16 protein-coding genes and 1 pseudogene are annotated in these 20,702 nt (G+C 46.5%); 14 read left to right on the forward strand and 3 right to left on the reverse strand.

Annotated elements, in window-relative coordinates; genetic code table 11:
- Positions 1–198 precede the first annotated feature (198 nt).
- Positions 199–1,470 carry a homocysteine synthase gene (locus EPH95_RS00010; protein WP_142086201.1) on the forward strand — a complete coding sequence of 424 codons (1,272 nt, stop codon included), beginning with the start codon at positions 199–201 and terminating at the stop codon, positions 1,468–1,470.
- A gap of 468 nt (positions 1,471–1,938) precedes the next feature.
- Positions 1,939–4,260, forward strand: coding sequence for a DNA internalization-related competence protein ComEC/Rec2 (locus EPH95_RS00015; protein WP_160141519.1), 2,322 nt, complete (start codon positions 1,939–1,941; stop codon positions 4,258–4,260).
- Between the two features lie 39 nt (positions 4,261–4,299).
- Here EPH95_RS00015 and EPH95_RS00020 read toward each other — a convergent pair whose 3' ends face one another.
- The gene (locus EPH95_RS00020) at positions 4,300–4,440 is read right to left on the reverse strand and encodes a YqzM family protein (protein ID WP_142086205.1); all 141 of its coding nucleotides are present in this window, start codon (positions 4,438–4,440) and stop codon (positions 4,300–4,302) included.
- A 318-nt stretch (positions 4,441–4,758) separates the two neighbouring features.
- On the opposite strand from EPH95_RS00020, the gene holA reads away from it, so the two are divergent.
- Positions 4,759–5,793: a DNA polymerase III subunit delta gene (gene holA, locus EPH95_RS00025; protein ID WP_142086208.1), complete on the forward strand. Its 1,035-nt coding sequence runs from the start codon at positions 4,759–4,761 to the stop codon at positions 5,791–5,793.
- A gap of 39 nt (positions 5,794–5,832) precedes the next feature.
- Here holA and rpsT read toward each other — a convergent pair whose 3' ends face one another.
- Positions 5,833–6,102 carry a 30S ribosomal protein S20 gene (rpsT, locus tag EPH95_RS00030; protein WP_142091410.1) on the reverse strand — a complete coding sequence of 90 codons (270 nt, stop codon included), beginning with the start codon at positions 6,100–6,102 and terminating at the stop codon, positions 5,833–5,835.
- 171 nt (positions 6,103–6,273) lie between these two features.
- Here rpsT and gpr point away from each other — a divergent pair, with 171 nt between their 5' ends.
- The 4 genes from gpr to lepA all read left to right on the forward strand — a co-directional run bounded on the left by gpr (position 6,274) and on the right by lepA (position 10,950).
- A complete protein-coding gene (gene gpr / locus EPH95_RS00035) occupies positions 6,274–7,359 on the forward strand; it encodes a GPR endopeptidase (protein ID WP_142086210.1) in 1,086 nt (361 codons plus the stop codon).
- A gap of 61 nt (positions 7,360–7,420) precedes the next feature.
- Positions 7,421–8,566 (forward strand): stage II sporulation protein P, encoded by a 1,146-nt coding sequence (gene spoIIP / locus EPH95_RS00040; RefSeq protein WP_142086212.1) that lies wholly within the window; start codon positions 7,421–7,423, stop codon positions 8,564–8,566.
- A gap of 14 nt (positions 8,567–8,580) precedes the next feature.
- Entirely contained in the window at positions 8,581–8,850 is a 270-nt protein-coding gene (locus tag EPH95_RS00045) for a hypothetical protein (RefSeq protein ID WP_142086215.1), read from the forward strand.
- A gap of 270 nt (positions 8,851–9,120) precedes the next feature.
- Positions 9,121–10,950 carry a translation elongation factor 4 gene (lepA, locus tag EPH95_RS00050; RefSeq protein WP_142086217.1) on the forward strand — a complete coding sequence of 610 codons (1,830 nt, stop codon included), beginning with the start codon at positions 9,121–9,123 and terminating at the stop codon, positions 10,948–10,950.
- Between the two features lie 167 nt (positions 10,951–11,117).
- Here lepA and EPH95_RS00055 read toward each other — a convergent pair whose 3' ends face one another.
- Positions 11,118–12,362 (reverse strand): IS110 family RNA-guided transposase, encoded by a 1,245-nt coding sequence (locus tag EPH95_RS00055; protein ID WP_142086219.1) that lies wholly within the window; start codon positions 12,360–12,362, stop codon positions 11,118–11,120.
- A 309-nt stretch (positions 12,363–12,671) separates the two neighbouring features.
- On the opposite strand from EPH95_RS00055, the gene hemW reads away from it, so the two are divergent.
- From hemW to EPH95_RS00090, 7 genes and pseudogenes are all read left to right on the forward strand, one after another.
- Entirely contained in the window at positions 12,672–13,811 is a 1,140-nt protein-coding gene (gene hemW / locus EPH95_RS00060) for a radical SAM family heme chaperone HemW (protein ID WP_142091411.1), read from the forward strand.
- Between the two features lie 93 nt (positions 13,812–13,904).
- Positions 13,905–14,939: a heat-inducible transcriptional repressor HrcA gene (gene hrcA / locus EPH95_RS00065; RefSeq protein WP_142086221.1), complete on the forward strand. Its 1,035-nt coding sequence runs from the start codon at positions 13,905–13,907 to the stop codon at positions 14,937–14,939.
- A gap of 68 nt (positions 14,940–15,007) precedes the next feature.
- Positions 15,008–15,571 carry a nucleotide exchange factor GrpE gene (gene grpE, locus EPH95_RS00070; RefSeq protein ID WP_142086223.1) on the forward strand — a complete coding sequence of 188 codons (564 nt, stop codon included), beginning with the start codon at positions 15,008–15,010 and terminating at the stop codon, positions 15,569–15,571.
- Positions 15,572–15,616: 45 nt separating this feature from the next.
- Positions 15,617–17,470 carry a molecular chaperone DnaK gene (gene dnaK / locus EPH95_RS00075; RefSeq protein ID WP_142086225.1) on the forward strand — a complete coding sequence of 618 codons (1,854 nt, stop codon included), beginning with the start codon at positions 15,617–15,619 and terminating at the stop codon, positions 17,468–17,470.
- A gap of 236 nt (positions 17,471–17,706) precedes the next feature.
- Positions 17,707–18,818: pseudogene (gene dnaJ / locus EPH95_RS00080) on the forward strand (molecular chaperone DnaJ).
- A gap of 99 nt (positions 18,819–18,917) precedes the next feature.
- Positions 18,918–19,847, forward strand: coding sequence for a 50S ribosomal protein L11 methyltransferase (gene prmA / locus EPH95_RS00085; RefSeq protein ID WP_142086227.1), 930 nt, complete (start codon positions 18,918–18,920; stop codon positions 19,845–19,847).
- A 95-nt stretch (positions 19,848–19,942) separates the two neighbouring features.
- The gene (locus EPH95_RS00090) at positions 19,943–20,701 is read left to right on the forward strand and encodes a 16S rRNA (uracil(1498)-N(3))-methyltransferase (RefSeq protein WP_142086229.1); all 759 of its coding nucleotides are present in this window, start codon (positions 19,943–19,945) and stop codon (positions 20,699–20,701) included.
- The last annotated feature ends 1 nt before the right edge of the window (position 20,702 follow it).

A 20,702-nucleotide genomic window follows, 5' to 3' on the forward strand; every position in this document is an offset into this window, starting at 1 on the left:
GTATCGGGAAGAAAACGGTAATTTTCAGCAAGCCAGTGATATTCAAAACGTGAGCGGCATCGGCGAAAAAACCTACCAACAACTTGAAGACCAGATAGACGTGAACTAATCGATGCTAATTGACTTTTTTTGCAACATTTCGTACGATGATGAAAACCATAGTAATGCAATATGAATTTATAAGGGAGAGTGATGGGAATGGCAGAGAACTGGAAGCTGGAAACTAGCGCCATACACGCGGGGCAAGAGATCGACCCTGCCACGAACGCGCGTGCCGTGCCGATTTATCAAACAACGTCGTATGGGTTTGATGATCCGGATCACGCGGCGAATTTATTTTCATTAGCGGAACCGGGGAATATTTATTCACGGATTATGAACCCGACTACAGATGTATTCGAAAAACGGATCGCGGCCATGGAAGGCGGAGTTGGAGCGCTGGCAACCGCGAGTGGAAGTTCCGCGATTTATCTCGCGATTTTAAACCTATGCGAAGCAGGCGATGAAATCGTTTCCGCCAGTTCCTTGTACGGCGGCACGAATAATTTATTTGTCCATACGCTGCCTCAAATCGGCATTCGCGTCCATTTTGTGGATTCGGATGATCCGGAAGCGTTTAGAGCCGCGATTACAGAGAAAACGAAACTGGTGTTTGCTGAAGTGATCGGCAACCCGGAAGGGAATGTGCTAGATACAAAGGCGGTTGCCGACGTGGCCCATGAAGCACAAATTCCTCTGATCGTCGATGCGACGCTGACAACACCTATTCTCAACCGTCCTATTGATCATGGCGCCGATGTTGTTATCCATTCGGCCACCAAATTTATCGGGGGACATGGGACAACCATGGGTGGCGTGATTGTAGACAGTGGCAATTTTGATTGGACGCAAGGCAAATTTCTGATGTTCACGGAACCGGATGGCAGCTATCATGGCATCGTTTTTTCCGAAGCACTCGGTGAATTGGCCTATATTATGCGGGCGCGTGTACGTCTCATGCGCGATATTGGCCCGACGCTCTCCCCGCAGAATGCCTTTCAATTGCTGCAAGGAATGGAAACGTTGCATCTGCGAATGGAGAGGCATAGCGAGAACGCGCAAAAAGTCGCGGAATACTTAGAAGGCCACTCGCGTGTGGAATGGGTGAATTATTCCGGACTGCCGTCTCACCCAAGCTATGAACTTGCAAAAACCTATTTGCCGAAAGGACAAGGAGCCATTTTGACGTTTGGTGTCAAAGGAGGAATGGAAGCGGGGAAATCCTTCATTGAAAATGTCGATCTCCACTCCCATGTAGCAAATGTGGGGGATGCCAAATCCCTCGTCATTCATCCCGCCAGCACCACACACCAACAACTTACAGAGGAAGAGATGCAAAGAGCCGGTGTGTCGCGGGAACTCGTTCGCCTGTCAGTAGGCATTGAACACGTGGATGACATTATTGCGGACATTGAAAAAGGATTGAAGTAAATGATGCCTAGAAGGGGCTGCTGGAACGCCAGACCATAGGGAAGGATCTATCGTTCAATTATTCGATGATCGCCCCGATTTTAGAGCGTAGGAAACAGCCCCATTTCCTTTTCAGTGATCACACCGTTTCCCGATTTGGAACGAGAATCAGCAGTCACAATTTACGTGAATCCCGCAGTTAGCGATCTAACCCCATCGAATTTATGCGTGAGGGATCCCTCTGTTTTTTGGCACCGTAACTACAGGGATCACTTATTTTAGCCGTCCTTCATTAGCGCAACAAATCTAAAAATAGGAAAAATGATTCCCCGTTTGAGGATGTATCGTTCCCTTGATCATCCGCCTCTTCTTCCAATTTTCCCGTATTGCTTGCTCCCGCAATTTACAAACGTGATTATCAGGTGTAATGCACTGCCTGGTTCGTCTTTCCCGCCTTTAACCTCCAGGAAATCCAGAAAGGGTGATGGCTTGCGCGGAAACTATTTTCTTTTCGCGGCAGCGATGGGGTTCGGTGTCGCCGCTGCTCTTTCTCCACATCGAACGATGATGATTTTCGGAGCATTGCTCGTTTTTAGTTATCTGAGTTTTAAAAACAGATCACTGCTTTTGTTGGTTGCCCTCGTTTTTATGGGTGCAGGGGCAGCCGTCTGGGCTTATATCGTCGATGAGCAAAATGAGTCAGTGCTCCATAAGGAAGTCGATACCATCCACGGAAACATCGATGATGTTCCTGAAATGGATGGGGATCGTGTTTCTTTTTTTCTGCAACTTCCGGAACACAACGAACGCGTCCAAGTTTTCGCGCGTATTGTTGACGAGGAGACATTGCCTGCATTTGCCGATTTAAGTCCCGGCCATGAATGCACCATTGAAGGTGAAATGCGTGCCCCGCGTCCCGCGAGAAATTTTAACGCATTTGATTATCGAACGTTTTTATATGAACAGCGGGTGCACTGGACGTTCCATCATGTACAGGAAGAAGGCGACATGACCTGCCGAGCGATTGCTGGTGCAGGGCTAACGAGTGTGAAACAATGGCGGCATACGGGCATTCGTTTTATTGAAGACGTATTTCCCAACGAAATTCAGGGGTTGGCAATGGCGTTGCTTTTCGGGGAGCGGTCCCATATGGAAGCGGATACGTTAGAGGCCTATCAGGACTTGGGGATCGTTCATTTGCTCGCCATTTCCGGTTTGCACGTGGGACTGGTGAGCGGTTTTCTCTTCTTTCTCTTCATCCGATTAGGAATCAGCCGCGAGAGAGCCTGTGAAATTTTATTGATCATCCTGCCGTTGTACGCGTTGTTGGCAGGTGCAGCTCCGTCTGTTTTGCGGGCCGTCCTTATGAGTTGTTTGGTGCTTTTGTGCATTCGTTTTCGCATACCGCTTCATCCTGCTGATGGCATTAGTTTCGCTTTTATCGGCCTCCTTTTGTACAACCCTTATATGCTGTTTCACGTCGGCTTTCAACTTTCATTCGTTATTTCCTTTTCGTTAATCGCTTCGGCTACGATTTTTGCTCGGGCAAAGACACGCTTCCGACAATTTTTACTTGTCTCTATCCTTGCACAAGTCATTTCCTTTCCCTTGATTGTCTACCATTTTCATACCTATTCACTCCTAAGCCTACCCTTAAATATCGCATTTGTTCCGGTTGTTTCCGTTATCATTTTGCCTGCAGTTTGGATGCTGTTCATCCTTTCCATTATCTCTTCTTTTTTGTCTTCGGTTTGGCTTTTGCTATTGGAAAAAATGGTCGCTGTTTTTCATTTCTTATTCATCTATGTTCATCAACATTCGGGGTTGATCCTTGTTTTTGGGCAACCCTCAGGCGTTTGGGTTATTTTGATGGTTGTGTTAGTGGTAATTGCGGCGATTTTATATGAAAAAAGACGAAAGTCTGTTGTCTTTGTCGTCGGGTTTTTAATCGCCGCTGCTGCATTTCAATATTTTATCCCCTATTTGGACGCTCAGCTACGAGTGACATTTATCGATGTTGGCCAAGGAGACAGTATTTTAATCGAAACGCCTTATCAGCGAGGGGTGTATTTAATTGATGGAGGAGGAGCGATTACTTTTCCGCAGGAAAACTGGCAGGAACAGGAACAGCAACCGGACCCGGGCAGGCAGACGGTAGTGCCCTATTTGCAGTCTCTCGGCATCAGTCATTTGGATAAAGTGATCGTTACGCATGGCGATTATGATCATTATGGCGGGCTTTTTGCTGTCGTGGAAGCGATGAAGGTGGATACGGTTTTATATCCGCATACGGATATTGAAGAAAACTCGGAAGTGGGACGTTTTCTCATGCATGCGCAGGAACAGGGGGCTCAGCTGGCGTTTGTGCATGAAGGAATGGGATGGGCTTTCGATGCATTCGCTTTTCATATTTTGCATCCGACACTGGATGGGGGCGGAGAATCGGATAATGACCAATCGATCGTCATTGATGCGCATCTTTATGGCACACGTTGGCTATTCACCGGCGATTTGGAAGAGGAGGGAGAAAAGCGATTAATAAGGGATTATCCTGAGCTGCAGACCGATATTCTAAAAGCGGGCCACCACGGCAGTCAAACGTCGACGACGCCTTCATTTGTGGCTCATTTGAACCCAATCGCTGCAGTGATTTCAGCAGGGGAGAGCAACCGCTACAACCATCCGCATCCCGATGTGATCCAAACCCTTGGAGAAGCGGAGGTGCAAATATTTCGAACGGATGAACAGGGGGCGTTGCGATTTTACTATCAAGGCGAAAGATGGCAAGGGGAGACAATGATCGATGAGTAGCGGCACATAAAAAAGCCAGGGTCTTTTATGCCCTGGCTTTTAAAATCTCCCCACTAATTCGACGATGACCGCCACAATAAAGACAGTCGCAAAAAACCCAAATGAAACGACAAAGCCAACCGCACCATCAAGAAAATCGTTGCGTTTGCTTTGTACATCTTTTTCAAACTCGTGACTCATGTTCGGTGACCCTCCTTGTCCTTCATATAGTATAAAACATGAAAAACCAAAAATCCAGACACTTCATCCATTTGTTAAGAGTTGTCACCCATAAATCCCGCGAGCATAGGATAACATAACGGCTACAGGCTGAAAATCGTTGGTGCGCAGATTCCTAGGCCTTCGTGCCAACGTTTATTATAAATGAAAGGCGACGCACGCGCATGCGTTGCCTTTGTGCTTTCGTCAATTTGGATCAATTGCAAACCAAAGGGGCTTTTATTAGGATAGGGAGAGAATGGGTGGAATATACATACATACGAAAAGAGGGCAAGGTCGATGAGCACATATTTGCAAACGAGGAAAAAGATTACGACCGGGGATTTTTCCTCTGTTTATTTCTTCTATGGTACGGAACGGTATATAATGGACGATCTCATACAGCAAATTAGCCGCCATGCCCTAGAAGATGCCGAGAGGGCCTTCAATTTCTCACAATTCGATATGCGGGAAGTTCCTGTACAGGAGGGGATCGAGGAAGCAGAAACGGTAAGTTTTTTCGGCCCGGGAAGGGTCATTATTTTTCAACATGCCCGTTTTCTGACCGGTGCGAAAGACAAGGATATGCCGCCGCATGATTTGAAACGATTAGAGGCTTTTTTAGCTGATCCGCCCCCAGAGACTATCGTTGTTTTTTCGGTAGAGGCAGAGAAGGTGGATGAACGCAAAAAAATTGTAAAAAAATTAAAAGATGTGGGCGAAACAGTGGAGACTTCTCCCTTGCAAGGCGATCGATTGAAGCAGTGGATAAGAGAGAAAACAAAGGAAGAAAATATTTCCTTAACCGCTGAAGCAATGGATGAACTGCTGAGGCGTTCAAATTCGGATTTATTGACTTTGGAAAAAGAAATTCAAAAATGCGCCCAATATGTCAATTTCAATGGAGAAATTAACGCTTCAATTGTGCGTGCGCTCGTTCCCAGGAGTTTGGAAGATAATATCTTTCAGCTCATCGACGCGGTAAGCGACAGCCATCCCGCGAAGGCGTTACAATTATTTGATGATTTACTCAGAAACGGGGAAGAACCGATAAAAATTATCGCTCTTATTGGCCGTCAGTTTCGCTTGTTAAATCTTGCGGCAGAGATGGATAAGCGTGGATACAGCCAACAAAAAGCAGCCCGGCAATTGGGAGTGCCCCCATTCGTCGCCAAGCGGCTGTCCGCAAAGGCTAAAACCGTTAATAGTGAAGCAGTTGGCCGCGCGCTCTCCTTGATTGCCGAGACCGATTACAAAATGAAACAGGGCGCGGTGGAAAAAAAGAGCGGGGTTGCTTTATTAATCGCTCGTTTGCCGCGGGTGTTAGCGGGGTGAAATCGTGGTTAAAAAAAACGACTCGCAGGGAGTCGTTTTTTAGCTGGCCGTCGCTTGATTCAATTTCCGTTCCATTTGGGATTTTTTGCGAGCAGCGGTATTTTTATGAACAAGACCTTTGCTTACAGCTTTGTCCACTTTCTTCTCTGCCAATTTGAAAATATCTTTTGCACCTTCGACATCTTGATTGTCGAGCTTTTTTTCAAATTCTTTAATCGCGGTACGCATGGATGATTTGAACGCCTGGTTTTTCACACGTTGTTCTTCATTTAAGCGTACGCGTTTTTTTGCGGATTTAATATTAGCCAAACCTTTCACCTCCTGATGCTCTACGTTTGCAAGCACATTGACAAAATGGATTGTATCAAATACAGCGGTGCCTTGCAAGCCGCTCCGTTTATTTTTTGCCACTGCAGCTTAGCCTTCAGGTATATTTTTCGGGCTTTGGGAAACCGTAAGCGAAAAGAAATGCATGGGAGGATGAGAGATTTGGAACAGCATTCGTTTCGGCCCCGCAGCGATCTTGCGGTAGAAGATGAGAACGTTCTTCCTAATCAAGATAAAAATGGCATCGTTGTAAGCGAACGGGAAGTGGATGACATCACGATTGTGCATGTGGATATTGATGAAGATGGGGCGAACCGGACCGGGAGAGAGCCGGGAAAATATTTAACGCTGGAAACGCTTGGCATCAGGGAAAAAGATACAAAGATGCAGGCGAGTCTCATTCGTGTATTAAGTGAAGAGTTTCAATCATTTATGGAAGCATGTGGTTTAAACGAAAAGAGCAGCTGCCTCGTAATTGGGCTTGGAAATCGCGATGTAACACCTGATGCCCTTGGCCCGAAAACGGTGGAACAGTTGTTGGTTACCCGTCATTTATTTGAATTGGGACAGATTCAAAATGAGGATGAATACCGGAATGTCTCAGCTATGTCTCCCGGAGTGATGGGGGTGACAGGGATTGAAACGAGCGAAGTGTTATTTGGCATCGTAGAAGAAACAAAGCCCGATTTTGTCGTTGCCGTTGATGCTTTAGCGGCTCGATCGATCGAGCGGGTAAACGCGACCATTCAAATATCCGACACAGGTATCCACCCGGGATCGGGGGTAAAAAATGCCCGTAAACAACTCAATGAAAAGACGCTTGGTGTGCCAGTGATCGGAATAGGAATCCCCACTGTCGTAGACGCTGTTTCCATCACGAGTGACACCATCGATTTTTTGTTTAAGCATTTCGGTCGTGAAGTCAAAGATCGGGAAAAGCCGGCGAGTGTATTAACACCGTCGGGGATGACATTTGGAGAGCGAAAACAGCTCAGCGAAGAAGATTTACCGGATGAAAGCGAACGGAAAAAATACTTCGGTATCGTGGGCACATTGGAAGATGAAGATAAGCGTAAGCTAATTCAAGAAGTGCTCAATCCCCTTGGCCACAATTTAATGGTAACGCCTAAAGAGGTAGACACGTTTATGGAAGACATGGCAAATGTAGTGGCCGAATCCTTAAACGTTGCCTTTCATAAAACGGTTACAGTAGAATCTAGCGGACATTACACGCATTAAAAATCGGATGTTCTAGTGATAGATATCGCTCATAGAATGGTAGCGTAAGGAGGACGAGCCCTTGCGCAGACCAAACCGCCAGGCACATGTTTTCTCATTATCGAAAACAAACATCCAATCCATTTTTATGGCCGGTATCGCCTTTGTTGTTATGACATTCCTTATTGTTTCCATGTTAACAACCGCAGACAACCATAGCCGTTTTGCTTCATCGGCTCTGCATGATTGGACAGCGGAAATGCAGAGCGATTGGTTCGTTCATTTACTGGGAGCTGAAAATCGCTATTATTTAGATGCTTTACCAAATGCTTCCACGCCGAGTTTGACAACGGCTGCCCTGGAGCTTGCCACGAATATGAACTTGGAAGATCCGCGTACTTTTTTGGGACAAGAACTCCCCGGTTTTTCCGGCTTTGACGATACACTTGTCGTCGCCGGGCAAGGGACCGATTTTACGAATATGTCCATTGAATCGGCACCACCCTCTGAGGATGTGCTTCAGGAACAAGCGAGTTCTGATGAAACTTCGGGGGGAGAAGGACAAGAAGAGGAAGGGTCTGCCAATATTGATAGCGGAAACCCGCTTATTCACATTTCACATGCCCATAACCGTGAGGCATTTCACTCGGAAATAGAAGGGGATGAGGATTTACATCCGGAAGAAAATATCGTAAAAGTGGGAGAGTACTTCGCAGACGCTTTCCGCGAACACGACTTGCCCGTAGAGGTATCAGATGATGATGTCACGGGGATGTTGGATGAAGAAGGATTGGACTATAGCCAGTCCTATGAGATGAACCGTGAAATTGTGGAGGAAGCAAAAGAAGAACACGAGGAACTTGAATTTTTCTTCGACTTGCATCGTGATTCTGTCGGAAGAGAACACACGGCAGTTACCATCAATGAAGAGGTATATGCCCGTACATTTTTTGTCATCGGAGAAGACCATCCCGATTATGAACAGAATTTGGAAATGGCGACAGAAATCCATAACCGCTTGGAAGAAAGGTGGCCAGGTTTAAGCCGAGGGGTCATTACCCGCGGCGGTGCCGGAGTGAATGGCGTCTACAACCAGGATCTATCCCCTAATTCCATGCTGATCGAGTTTGGCGGAGTGGACAATACGTATGAAGAAGTATACCGAAGCGCGGATGCGTTAGCCGAGGTCTTGCAGGAATATATTCACGAGGAGCTTGAAGAAAATTAAATGGGGGGAGACCGATGAGAGCAAAGTACGTTTTCTTTACGATTATGACCGCGCTTATCATGTTTTTAACAGGGGTGCTTTCCGGCCATTATTATGCATACTACCAATGGGGGGAGGTATACCAAGACGATGGCCAAACGGTATCCGTAAATGAGGAAGAAATGGAAGCCGAAGAGGAGAAAGCAGAAAATGATCTGGAGCACAGGCAAGAAAATGTAAGGGAAAGCGAAAGCACCAATTTCTTTTCGGAAATCGGAAAAACGATCGGGGGTTCGCCCCGGTAGCACACTCCCTGTAAAAGTGAAAAGAGACCGGCATTAATGACGTTCAGGTGTTCATGAATCCTTCTATAAAACAGAGTTCCTCGGATTGGTTAATCCGAGCTTTTTCTTTTATTACGAATTGTACTGTATGTGCCAAACAAGCTTGAAAAGCGCTCGAAACGCGCTCGCCTGTGTGGAAGTTTTGCACAGCCCGTTGTCGTTCGGGCGTGTGATTGCTATAATGTAAGATAGTTTTCCTTCGGGACGTTTTGAAAAATCAGGGGTGATTGAATGACATACGAAGAAATACGCCGCCGGCAGGCGCGAATAAGAAACTTTTCTATCATAGCCCATATTGACCATGGGAAATCGACTCTTGCCGACCGGATTCTCGAACATACGAAATCGGTATCGGAACGGGAGATGCAAGAACAACTCCTGGATGAGATGGATTTGGAAAGGGAACGGGGCATCACCATTAAATTAAACTCCGTTCGGCTTCGTTATGTGGCAAAAGACGGGGAGGAATACATATTTCACTTAATAGACACACCGGGGCATGTTGATTTTTCCTATGAAGTATCGCGCAGCTTGGCTGCCTGTGAGGGTGCATTGCTTGTTGTTGACGCATCCCAGGGGATTGAAGCGCAAACGCTCGCGAATGTCTATTTGGCACTGGATAATGATTTGGAGATTTTGTCGGTCGTAAACAAAGTCGACCTTCCCAGCGCGGAACCCGACCGTGTGAAACAGGAGATTATAGATGTCATCGGGCTTGATTCAACGGAAGCCATTCACGCGTCCGCCAAAAGCGGCATTGGCATTGAGGATATTTTAGAGGAAGTGGTAGAAAAAGTGCCGCCTCCCGCAGGGGATCCGGAGTCACCTTTGCAGGCTTTGATTTTTGATTCCCTCTACGATCCTTATCGCGGTGTTATTGCTTATATACGCATCGTTGAAGGAACGGTAAAAAAGGGCGATAAAATAAAAATGATGGCCAACGGCAAAGAATTTGAAGTCAGTGAAGTCGGGATATTCACTCCGAAAGCTGTAGCAGCTGACGTGTTGTCCGTAGGGGACGTCGGTTTTTTAACCGCGTCGATTAAAAATGTCAGCGACTCCCGAGTCGGGGATACGATCACGAAAGTAGGGCACGAAGCGCCTGAACCGTTACCTGGATACAAACGGATGAAGCCGATGGTTTTCTGTGGGTTGTACCCGATTGACGCCAGCAAATACAACTCCTTGAGGGACGCGCTTGAGCGATTGGAGTTAAATGACAGTGCCCTTCAGTATGAGGCGGAAACTTCTCAAGCTTTGGGATTTGGTTTTCGCTGCGGATTTCTAGGGCTGTTGCACATGGAAATTTTACAAGAACGAATTGAACGGGAATATGGCATTGATCTGATCACGACTGCGCCAAGTGTGATTTATCACGCTTATAAGGTCGACGGCACGATATTGGAAATTGATAATCCAACGAACATGCCCGAGCAACAAGAATTGGAAGAGGTAGAGGAACCGTTTGTAAAAGCAACCGTGATGGTGCCCAACGATTTTGTCGGTCCGGTTATGGAGTTATGCCAGGCGAAACGCGGGGAATTCATTGACATGCAATACTTGGATGAAAATCGAGTGAACATCACGTATGAACTCCCTCTCACCGAAATTGTTTATGACTTTTTCGACCAACTGAAATCCAACACGAAGGGATATGCTTCTTTTGATTACGAACCGATCGGCTATCGGGCGTCCAAGCTGGTCAAGATGGATATACTCCTCAACAGCGAAAAGGTAGATGCCCTGTCTGTCATCGTTCACCGCGACATGGCGTATGAACGGGGCAAAATCATCGTCGAAAAACTGAAAGATTTAATTCCGAAGCAACAATTTGAGGTTCCGGTGCAGGCGGGCATCGGCAATAATATCATCGCCCGCGCGACCATAAAAGCATTGCGGAAAAACGTAACTTCCAAATGTTATGGCGGGGACATCACACGGAAAAGAAAGTTACTGGAGAAACAAAAGGAAGGGAAACGTCGAATGAAAAATGTCGGGAAGGTAGAGATCCCGCAAGAAGCGTTCATGTCCGTGTTGCGAATGGATGATGATGACAAGTAACATGGCCCGAGGGTTTGGGAATGTAAAATGCACTCTGCTGATCCGCCGCACCCGATCACAAAGGAGGGCCGAAGTCTGAAATAAATCGCTGATGCTTTTGCTAAATAAAAGCGCATGCCAAATAAGCCATCACGAGGTGAAATTATGGTAATTAGGGTAGTTGGAGTCTAAGTCACTGTTTCCTTGATTCGAAAACCTTGGGATTTTGCCAACGAAAGCGCTTGTTCAACCGTGATTTCACGGCTTACTGGAAGAACATCGGCTTTCTGATACAAATCCGGATTGTAAGGCTCTTTCTTCTTTAGAATATGATAAATGGCTGTTAACAACATGCGTGCGATAGCGATAATGGCACGTTTGTGACCGCGGCGCTTTTTGAGTCTCAAATAGCGGTTTCGAATTTCGGGATGTTTATCACTTTTGACGACAGCGGTTGCACATTGCACTAAAAGGGGTTTGATATAGACCCCTGCTCTCGAAACTCTGACGGACTTTTTCTTGCCGGCACTTTCGTTATTTGTCGGGGTTAACCCTGCCCAGGAACATAAATGCTTAGCTGTTGGAAACACGTCCATATTAACGCCTATTTCAGAAACCACGGCAATGGCTGAAAAGGTGTTTTTAAAGGACGGAACAGTTAAGATCAAGTTAATTTCTTCTGTGTAGGGTTCGGCAAGGGAAAGGATCAGTTTCTCAAGGTCAGATTTTCGCACGTTAAGGTTTTCGTAATGCCGCTTGATAACAGCCAACTTGCCTGATTGTTCCGGTGTAATAAAACCATCAATGGCAAGTTTCAGCTCTGGAATTTTATGATCCATGGAGCCGTGAATCAGAGGCTCGATCTCAAAATTGGTGTCCGTTGGATCTTCCAGTAGTTTATCAATGATGTTCATGGAACTTTTTCCAAAGGTATCAGATACCACATTTCCAAGCTGGATGTTCGAAACGGTCAGGCTGTTTTGAAATCGATTCTTCTCACTTGAAGTAAAATTGGTCAGCTTAAAACGGTAACGCATCAAGTCACGAAGCTGTCGGATAGCGAGTGGAGGCATGAAACTTCCGGGTACAAGATCGTGTTTGAATAAATCGGCGATCCATTTGGCATCCTTTTTATCCGTTTTCTTGCCTTGGATGGCTCTGACGTATTTCGGATGAGCCAAGGTAATGGTGCAGGAATGTTCCAAGACATTGAACACGGGGATCCAGTACTTTCCGGTCGATTCCATGCAGACATCCTTGCAATTGTGTTCACAAAGCCACTGTGACAGCTCTTTCAACCCTTTGGTATAGGTTGAAAAGCGATGGCGTTTGTAAGTCGTGACGCCTTTGTCGGTAGAAGCAATACACGCAACAACAAAGGTTTTATGGACGTCAATGCCACAACAGATGGGATATACAATTTTTAATCCCATCAAGATTTCACTCCTTTCTAGAATATATAGGGACAGAACAGCATTGACTGATTGCCCAGCAATAAACGAGTGAGTTGTTTATACAAAGATAAGTCTACGTGCTCGATGGCACACTTATTTGTGCTTGAAAAGGCAACCTACACATATAAAAATTCGGTCACTCCGCGATCGGAATGGCCCACTCACCTCCACGTGATTTGTAGTTAACTGTGCATCCCTATAAGTCTAGAATAAACCAAAAAGCGCTCGACGCAACTTATTTCATAATGTTTTGTGCCTTGAGCGGAAGCGAAAGGAATGGCTATAAAAATGAAGAAAGGGGCATATGTTCATATTCCCTTTTGCAATCAGATCTGTCATTATTGCGATTTTAATAAAGTGTTGATCAAAAATCAGCCGGTGGATGATTATTTGGAAGCTTTGCAAGCCGAAGGGGAGACACGTTTAAATAAAACCGTTGAATATATGGACACGCTCTATATCGGAGGCGGAACCCCCACATCCCTTTCCGCCGGCCAGTTGCAAACGTTATTTTCCAACCTGAAGCGTGCAGGCCTTTCCTGGGACGAGGGCAGTGAAGTGACCGTAGAAGTGAATCCGGATGGCATTGATGATGATCGACTGTATACCTTGAAAAATAACGGCGTCAACCGTATCAGTATCGGTGTGCAAACGTTTGACCCGGAATTGTTGGAGACCCTTGGCCGAACGCACAGTGTGGGAGATGTAAGCAGAACGGTCGCACGGGCGCGGGAGCTCGGCTTTGACAATATATCGATCGATTTAATGTTTGCATTGCCCGGTCAAACAATCAATCAATGGCATACAACCATTGAGGAGGCGGTTGCGCTCGAGCCTGACCATATTTCAGCGTATGGATTGAAAATTGAAGCCAAAACGCAATTTTACAACTGGTTGCAAGCAGGGAAACTAACGCCGTTAAGTGAAGACGAAGAAGCGGACATGTATGACGTCCTTCTATCAAAATTAGAGCGTTACGGTTACGAACAATATGAAATCAGCAACTTTGCAACGAAAGGAAAAGAAAGCGCGCATAACCTCATCTATTGGCGCAATCAACCATATCTCGGATTGGGCGCTGGTGCTCACGGTTATCAAAATAGCGAGCGGTACGGGAATATTTTGCCAATCCCCCACTATTTAAAATCCGTTCAAAAAGGCGAACTACCGGAGCGTACACGACAACCGGTATCGTTTAATGAACAAATGGAAGAGGAAATGTTTCTTGGGTTGCGATTAAAAGAGGGGGTTCATGTCCATCGTTTTAAAGAGAAATTCGGCACTTCTTTTTACGATGTATACGGCCAGGTCCACGCCGAATTGGTTGAAGACGGCTTGTTAGATGAAGAAGATGGACGATTACGTTTGACAGAGAAAGGAAAATATCTTGGCAATAATGTATTTGCTTCGTTTTTATTTGATTCGTAAACGTCTTTGCGTTGACAAAACATAACCGATTTTGATAAGTTATCAATAGCATTAGCACTCGGGAAACGAGAGTGCTAACAGAGGTGATAGACGATGCTTAGTCAGCGCCAATTGTTGATATTGCAAGCCATCGTCGATGATTATGTCCAGAGTGCCGAGCCAATCGGTTCAAGAAGTATTTCCAAACGAGAGGACATTTCTTTCAGCCCGGCTACGATCCGCAATGAGATGGCTGATTTGGAAGAAATGGGTTATTTGCTAAAACCTCATAGCTCCGCGGGCAGGATCCCTTCCAATAAGGGGTATCGGTTGTATGTGGACCATCTATTGCGGCCGGCGCCTTTGCAACAGCATGAGATTTTAGATATGGAAAAATTCTTCACCCGGCGCATATCAGAGGTAGAGGCCGTCATGAAAAAAACAGCGGCGGTTTTGTCGGAACTAACGAGTTATGTATCGATTGTGTTAGGACCGGAAATGGAGCATACAAAACTGAAACAGCTGCAAATGCTCCCGCTCATGGGAAGGCAGGCCATTGCCATTCTTGTTACGGATTCCGGGCATGTAGAACACCGCACTTTTGATATACCGGAACACATGGATTCCGGCGAACTCGAAAAAGTGGTTAATATTTTAAATGAGCAACTCGTTGATACGCCCATCGGGCAATGGGAAGAACAGTTGATAACGGAAACTTCCCGTTTGCTGCACCGGCATGTTCGTCATTATGAAGATATGTTCGGCGTACTGCGGGACGCATTTAAAACCGAAAAGGGTGACCAGGTGTTCTACGGCGGCATGATGAATTTAATGATGCAGCCGGAATTCCAAGACATTGACCGTGTTCGGATGATATTTGACTGGCTGGATCACAGCGAGAATGTGCATGCCCTGTTGTCGCGCAGCCAAGAAGGCTTGAACGTGCGAATCGGCAGGGAAAATGACATTGAAGCGTTTGCGGACTTAAGCATGATTACCGCGACGTATTCCATTGATGGAAGCACAGTTGGTACGTTGGGTGTTATTGGGCCGACAAGAATGGAATACGAACGGGTGATACGCTTGATACGTCAATTTGCCACCGGACTATCAACTTCTTTGACGAAAAAATATCGCCATGATAGTTAGTCTTAAAAGAGGGAGAGGCTATCTCCCTCCTCTTATGTGCAAATAAGCAGCAAATGGAGGTGAAGGGCATGAGCGAAAAAGAGAATGACCACCAATCTGACGAAGATGTAGAAATTATCGACCCCGACAATGAAAACATCTCTTCCTCCTCTGTGGATGAAGATGCTGAATCCTCGGGAAACCCAGAGGAAATCGAGGCATTGCAATCAGAATTGGAAGAGTGGCAAAATAAGGTGCAGCGCATCCAGGCAGATTACGATAATTTTCGAAAACGCAGCCGTTCGGAAAAAGAAACAGCGGCAGCGTTTCGCTCCCAACCATTGATGGAAGCTCTCCTGCCTGTGCTTGATAATTTCAAGCGAGCCCTTGACTCGGATGTGGATAATGCTTCCGCCGAGGGGTTTTATAAAGGCATACAGATGGTTTATCGACAATTTTGGGAGGCGCTTGAATCGGATGGTTTAGAAGAAATTCCGACGGAAGGCGAAACCTTTGATCCCAACATGCATCAAGCAGTGATGCAAGTGGAGGAAGAAGGGTTTGAATCCAATCAAATCGTGGAAGAACTGCAGAAGGGATACAAACTGAAAACACGCGTTATCCGGCCAGCCATGGTTAAGGTTAACGCTTAAATGTAAAATTCATTGCTATAGTGGTTCAAGGAGGAGTTATTAAAGATGAGTAAAACAATCGGGATTGACTTAGGAACAACGAATTCAGTCGTGGCGGTAATGGAAGGCGGTGAGCCGGTCGTTATACCCAACCCTGAAGGGAACCGTACAACACCTTCAGTCGTTGCATTTAAAGAAGGGGAAAGACAAGTCGGCGAAATTGCTAAACGACAGGCCATTACAAACGAAAACACCGTTCAGTCCATTAAACGTCATATGGGGACCGACTACACGGTAGAAATTGAAGGCAAAAAATATACACCGCAGGAAATTTCCGCCATTCTCTTGCAAAAGTTAAAATCGGATGCTGAAAGTTATCTAGGTGAAGATGTAACAAAAGCGGTTATTACAACTCCGGCCTATTTTAATGATTCTCAGCGACAAGCAACGAAAGACGCCGGCACGATCGCAGGGCTGGAAGTTGAGCGGATTGTCAATGAACCGACAGCGGCTTCCCTTGCTTATGGCCTGGAAAAAGAGGAGGATCAAACCATCCTCGTCTATGACCTTGGCGGCGGGACGTTTGACGTTTCCGTTCTTGAGCTTGGCGATGGCTTTTTTGAAGTGAAGTCAACGTCCGGCGATAATCAACTCGGCGGGGACGATTTCGACAAGGTAATCATTGACTACATGGTCTCCGAGTTTAAAAAAGAAAACGGCATTGACCTTGAACAAGATAAAATGGCGATGCAACGGTTGAAAGACACGGCGGAAAAAGCGAAAAAAGAACTTTCGGGTGTCACTCAGACCCAGCTCTCCTTGCCGTTTATCACGGCAGATGCGTCAGGTCCAAAGCACTTGGAGATGACCATGTCGAGAGCGCAATTCGAAGAGGGAGCCTCTCAACTGGTAGAAAAAACGATGGGACCCGCGCGCCGTGCGATCCAGGATTCCGGCGTGAATGCATCGGATATTGATAAGGTTATTCTCGTCGGAGGCTCCACGCGAATTCCGGCTGTACAAGAAGCGATTAAAGGATTAACGGGCAAGGATCCGCATAAAGGCGTTAATCCGGATGAGGTCGTCGCCCTCGGTGCCGCGGTCCAAGCAGGTGTACTCGCCGGAGACGTTCAAGACGTTGTTCTATTGGACGTTACGCCGTTATCCCTCGGGATCGAAACAATGGGCGGTGTGTTTACGAAGTTGATTGATCGAAACACAACCATTCCGACCAGCCAGTCGCAAGTATTCTCGACAGCTGCCGATAACCAATCGTCCGTTGACATTCACGTCCTCCAAGGCGAGCGTGAAATGGCTAACGATAATAAAACCCTCGGCCGTTTCCAACTGTCGGAAATTCCGGCTGCACCTAGAGGCGTGCCGCAAATCGAAGTCACGTTTGATATTGACGCGAACGGAATCGTTAATGTCCGCGCGAAAGATAAAGGCACGAACAAAGAGCAATCGATTACGATTACGTCTTCCTCCGGGCTTTCCGAGGACGAAATCGAGGACATGGTTAAACAAGCAGAAGAAAATGCCGAGGAAGACAAAGCGAAGAAAGAAGAAGCCGAACTTCGCAATGAAGCGGATCAACTGATCTTTACTGTCGACAAAACGATCAAAGACTTGGGAGAAAACGTTGAAGAAACGGAGAAACAAAATGCGGAAGACGCGAAAAGCAAGTTGCAAGAAGCTTTGAACGGCACGGACCTTGAAGCGATTCGCACTGCAAAAGATGAATTGGAACAACTGGTGCATTCACTCTCCCAAAAAATGTATGAGCAAATGGCTCAACAGGCACAAGAAGAACAAGGGGAGCAAGGGGAAGGCGAAGGCCAATCCCAGGATGAGGACGTCGTTGACGCCGATTACGAAGAAGTGGACGACGAAAACGACGATCAACAAAATAAAGCATAGCCGCAAACAGCAATTTTACACTATCAAAAAGTATAACTGCTTTGGGTGATAGTATAAGAAAAGACTTTGACTTTCGCCATTTTTGGCGATAAGTCAAGTTTTTCTAACGTCAAAGTCAGGGTCTCTTGGCTTTGACTTTTTCACTTAATCACGGATGTGAGTATATGGGTTGCGACTTGTGGCAAGGCAATGTAAGATAGCTTCATGCTTGAAATTGAACGGGAGTGAATTGGAGAATGAGCAAACGGGACTTCTACGAAGTACTCGGTGTCGATGAAAATGCATCCGCGGATGAGATAAAAAAATCGTACCGTAAATTAGCGCGCAAATATCATCCCGATGTCAATAGTGAACCTGGCGCCGAGGAAAAGTTCAAGGAAGTGAAAGAGGCTTATGATACGCTGAGCGACCCGCAAAAGAAAGCGAATTACGATCAATTCGGACATGCCGATCCAAATCAAGGGTTTGGCGGTGCCGGAGACTTTGGCGGCAGTGGCTTCGGGGATATCTTCGATATGTTTTTCGGAGGTGGCGGACGCCGGGATCCGAATGCACCGCGCCAAGGGGCAGATTTACAATATACGATGACCTTGGAGTTCAAGGAATCGATCTTCGGCAAAGACACCGAAATTGAAATTCCGCGCGAAGAGTCATGCCAGACGTGTTCCGGATCAGGAGCGAAGCCAGGCACAAACCCTGACACATGCGGTCGTTGCGGCGGCAGCGGTCAATTGAACATTGAGCAAAGCACGCCATTCGGCCGTGTCGTCAACCGTCGGGTTTGCGATCAATGCGAAGGCGCGGGCAAAATTATTAAAGAAAAATGTAAGACTTGCGCTGGCGCAGGCAAAGTAACGAAACGCAAAAAAGTACGCGTGAATATCCCTGCCGGCATCGATCATGGACTGCAACTACGTCAAGCAGGACACGGAGAAGCAGGTGTGAACGGCGGCCCCCCGGAGATTTATTTATCGTTATCAACGTCAAGCCGCATGAATTCTTCGAACGGGATGGCGATGATGTTCGTTGCGATATGCCGTTAACATTTTCCCAGGCAGCGCTCGGGGACGAAATCGAAGTGCCGGCTTTGGAAGGGAAAGTAAAAATTAAAGTTCCCGCCGGGACACAAACAGGCCGAAGTTTCCGACTTCGCGGCAAAGGAGCTCCCAATGTTCATGGCCGCGGCACGGGGGATCTGATCGTTAGCGTTCGTGTGATCACACCGAAGAAACTAAATGATCGACAGAAAGAACTGTTGAAAGAGTTCGCTGAAGAAAGTGGCGAAGAAGTGGATGAGCACAGCAACAATTTTTTTGACAAGGTAAAGCGTGCATTTCGAGGAGACTGAGACCCGTTAGGCTTTCCATTATTTTGGGAAGCCCCTTTTGGTTGCCATGCAGAATAGCTACCGACCTGGGGGATAAAGTACCCCGGAGGAGGTGAAGGGATGAATTGGATCGAATACCGAATACATACAACACATGAAGGCGCTGATGCCGTCTCGCATATGCTGACGGAGCAAGGGTCGAATGGCATTGTCGTGGAGGATGCAAACGATCGAAAGGAACGTCCGAAACGAGCCGATGAAATAGGACAACCACCCGTTGAACATTTGCCGATGGAAGGCGTGGTGTTAAAAGCTTATTTTCCTGAAAGTGCACAAAAAGATGATGCTATTCGAACGGGCTTAGCTGAGTTACAACAGCGATTGGATCTCGATATGGGACAGTTAACGGTCGATACCGAAGTGGTCAAAGAAGAGAACTGGGAAAAAGCGTGGAAAACGTATTATAAACCAATTCAAGTTTCTGAAAACCTGATCATTACCCCTTCTTGGGAAAACGTGCAACGTGGAACGGATGATGTCGTCGTTGAGCTCGACCCGGGAATGGCGTTTGGAACAGGCGCTCATGCCACAACCATTCTTTGCTTACAAGCCCTTGAACATATTGTTAATGCAGGGGACACCGTGATTGATGTAGGCACAGGCTCAGGTGTATTGAGTATCGCGGCTGCCAAATTCGGGGCAGATTCCGTATATGCCTATGATGCGGATGAAGTAGCCGTTAACGTTGCGAAGGAAAATGTGGCTATCAATCAAGTCGAAGATAAAGTGACCGTGATGAAAAGCAATTTATTTTCCCATATAGAAGGAAAGGGCGGTATCATAGTGGCCAATTTGCTGGCTGATATCCTCATTCGAATGGCCCCGGATATAAAAGCTCACCTTAACGATCATGGATTTCTGCTCGTCTCCGGCATTATCGAGAATAAAAAAACGGAGGTACGCAAAGCATTGGAAAAAGAAGGATTTATCGTTGCGCAAACTTGGGAGCAAGAAGATTGGACAGCCATCTTATTACAACGGGAAGATTAGTGCATATTCCGCTTAATCATAGGCAGTGCGAGGTTTTGCCCCAAACATGCAGGAAATGAGCGAAATCATCCAACATACGAAACGAGGAAATAACCATGCAGCGCTATTTCGTAGGAGATGACCAATGGTCGGGCAATATCGTGACATTAAAAGGAGAACAGGCACACCATATCTCTCGCGTGATGCGTATGTCTTCCGGAGATGTTATCATTTGTATAAATGATCAAGGGGAAGCAGCGTATTGCCGGATAACCCAAATGGAGCCGGATCATATTACGTGCAGGATCGAGGAGGACTTGTCCTCGGATACCGAACTTCCGGTACATATTACCGTGGCACAAAGTGATTTAAAAGCCGACAAATATGAATGGGTTGTACAAAAAAGCACGGAATTAGGCGTTGGAGCCATTACCGGTTTTTCCGCTGACCATTCCGTCGTCAAGTGGGATGCCAAAAAAAGTGCGAAAAGGATCGCCCGTTTTCAAAAAATAACCCGGGAATCGGCAGAGCAATCGGAGCGATTGAAAATCCCCGTGATTGAGCGAAAATCGTCACTGGATGAGGTTTTAAAAGAAACACAGCCACAGCCATACGACCATAAATGGATCATGTCCGAACGAAGCGCGAGGGAAGGCGAACACCATAGCTTTGACGATGCTTTACGTCAGCTGCAACCTTCAGCACGTATTTTACTCGTCTTCGGACCTGAAGGCGGCTTTTCCATCCGTGAACACCAAATGGCGATTGATTTAGGGTGTAAGCCGGTGAGTTTGGGGGCAAGAATTTTACGGGCGGAAACGGCACCGGTGGCAACGCTTGCCATGTTGGTATATCAACTGGAGCTAAAGAGGTGAA

Origin of the sequence: Salicibibacter halophilus (genome assembly GCF_006740705.1) — a bacterium.
GTDB lineage: Bacteria > Bacillota > Bacilli > Bacillales > Marinococcaceae > Salicibibacter > Salicibibacter halophilus.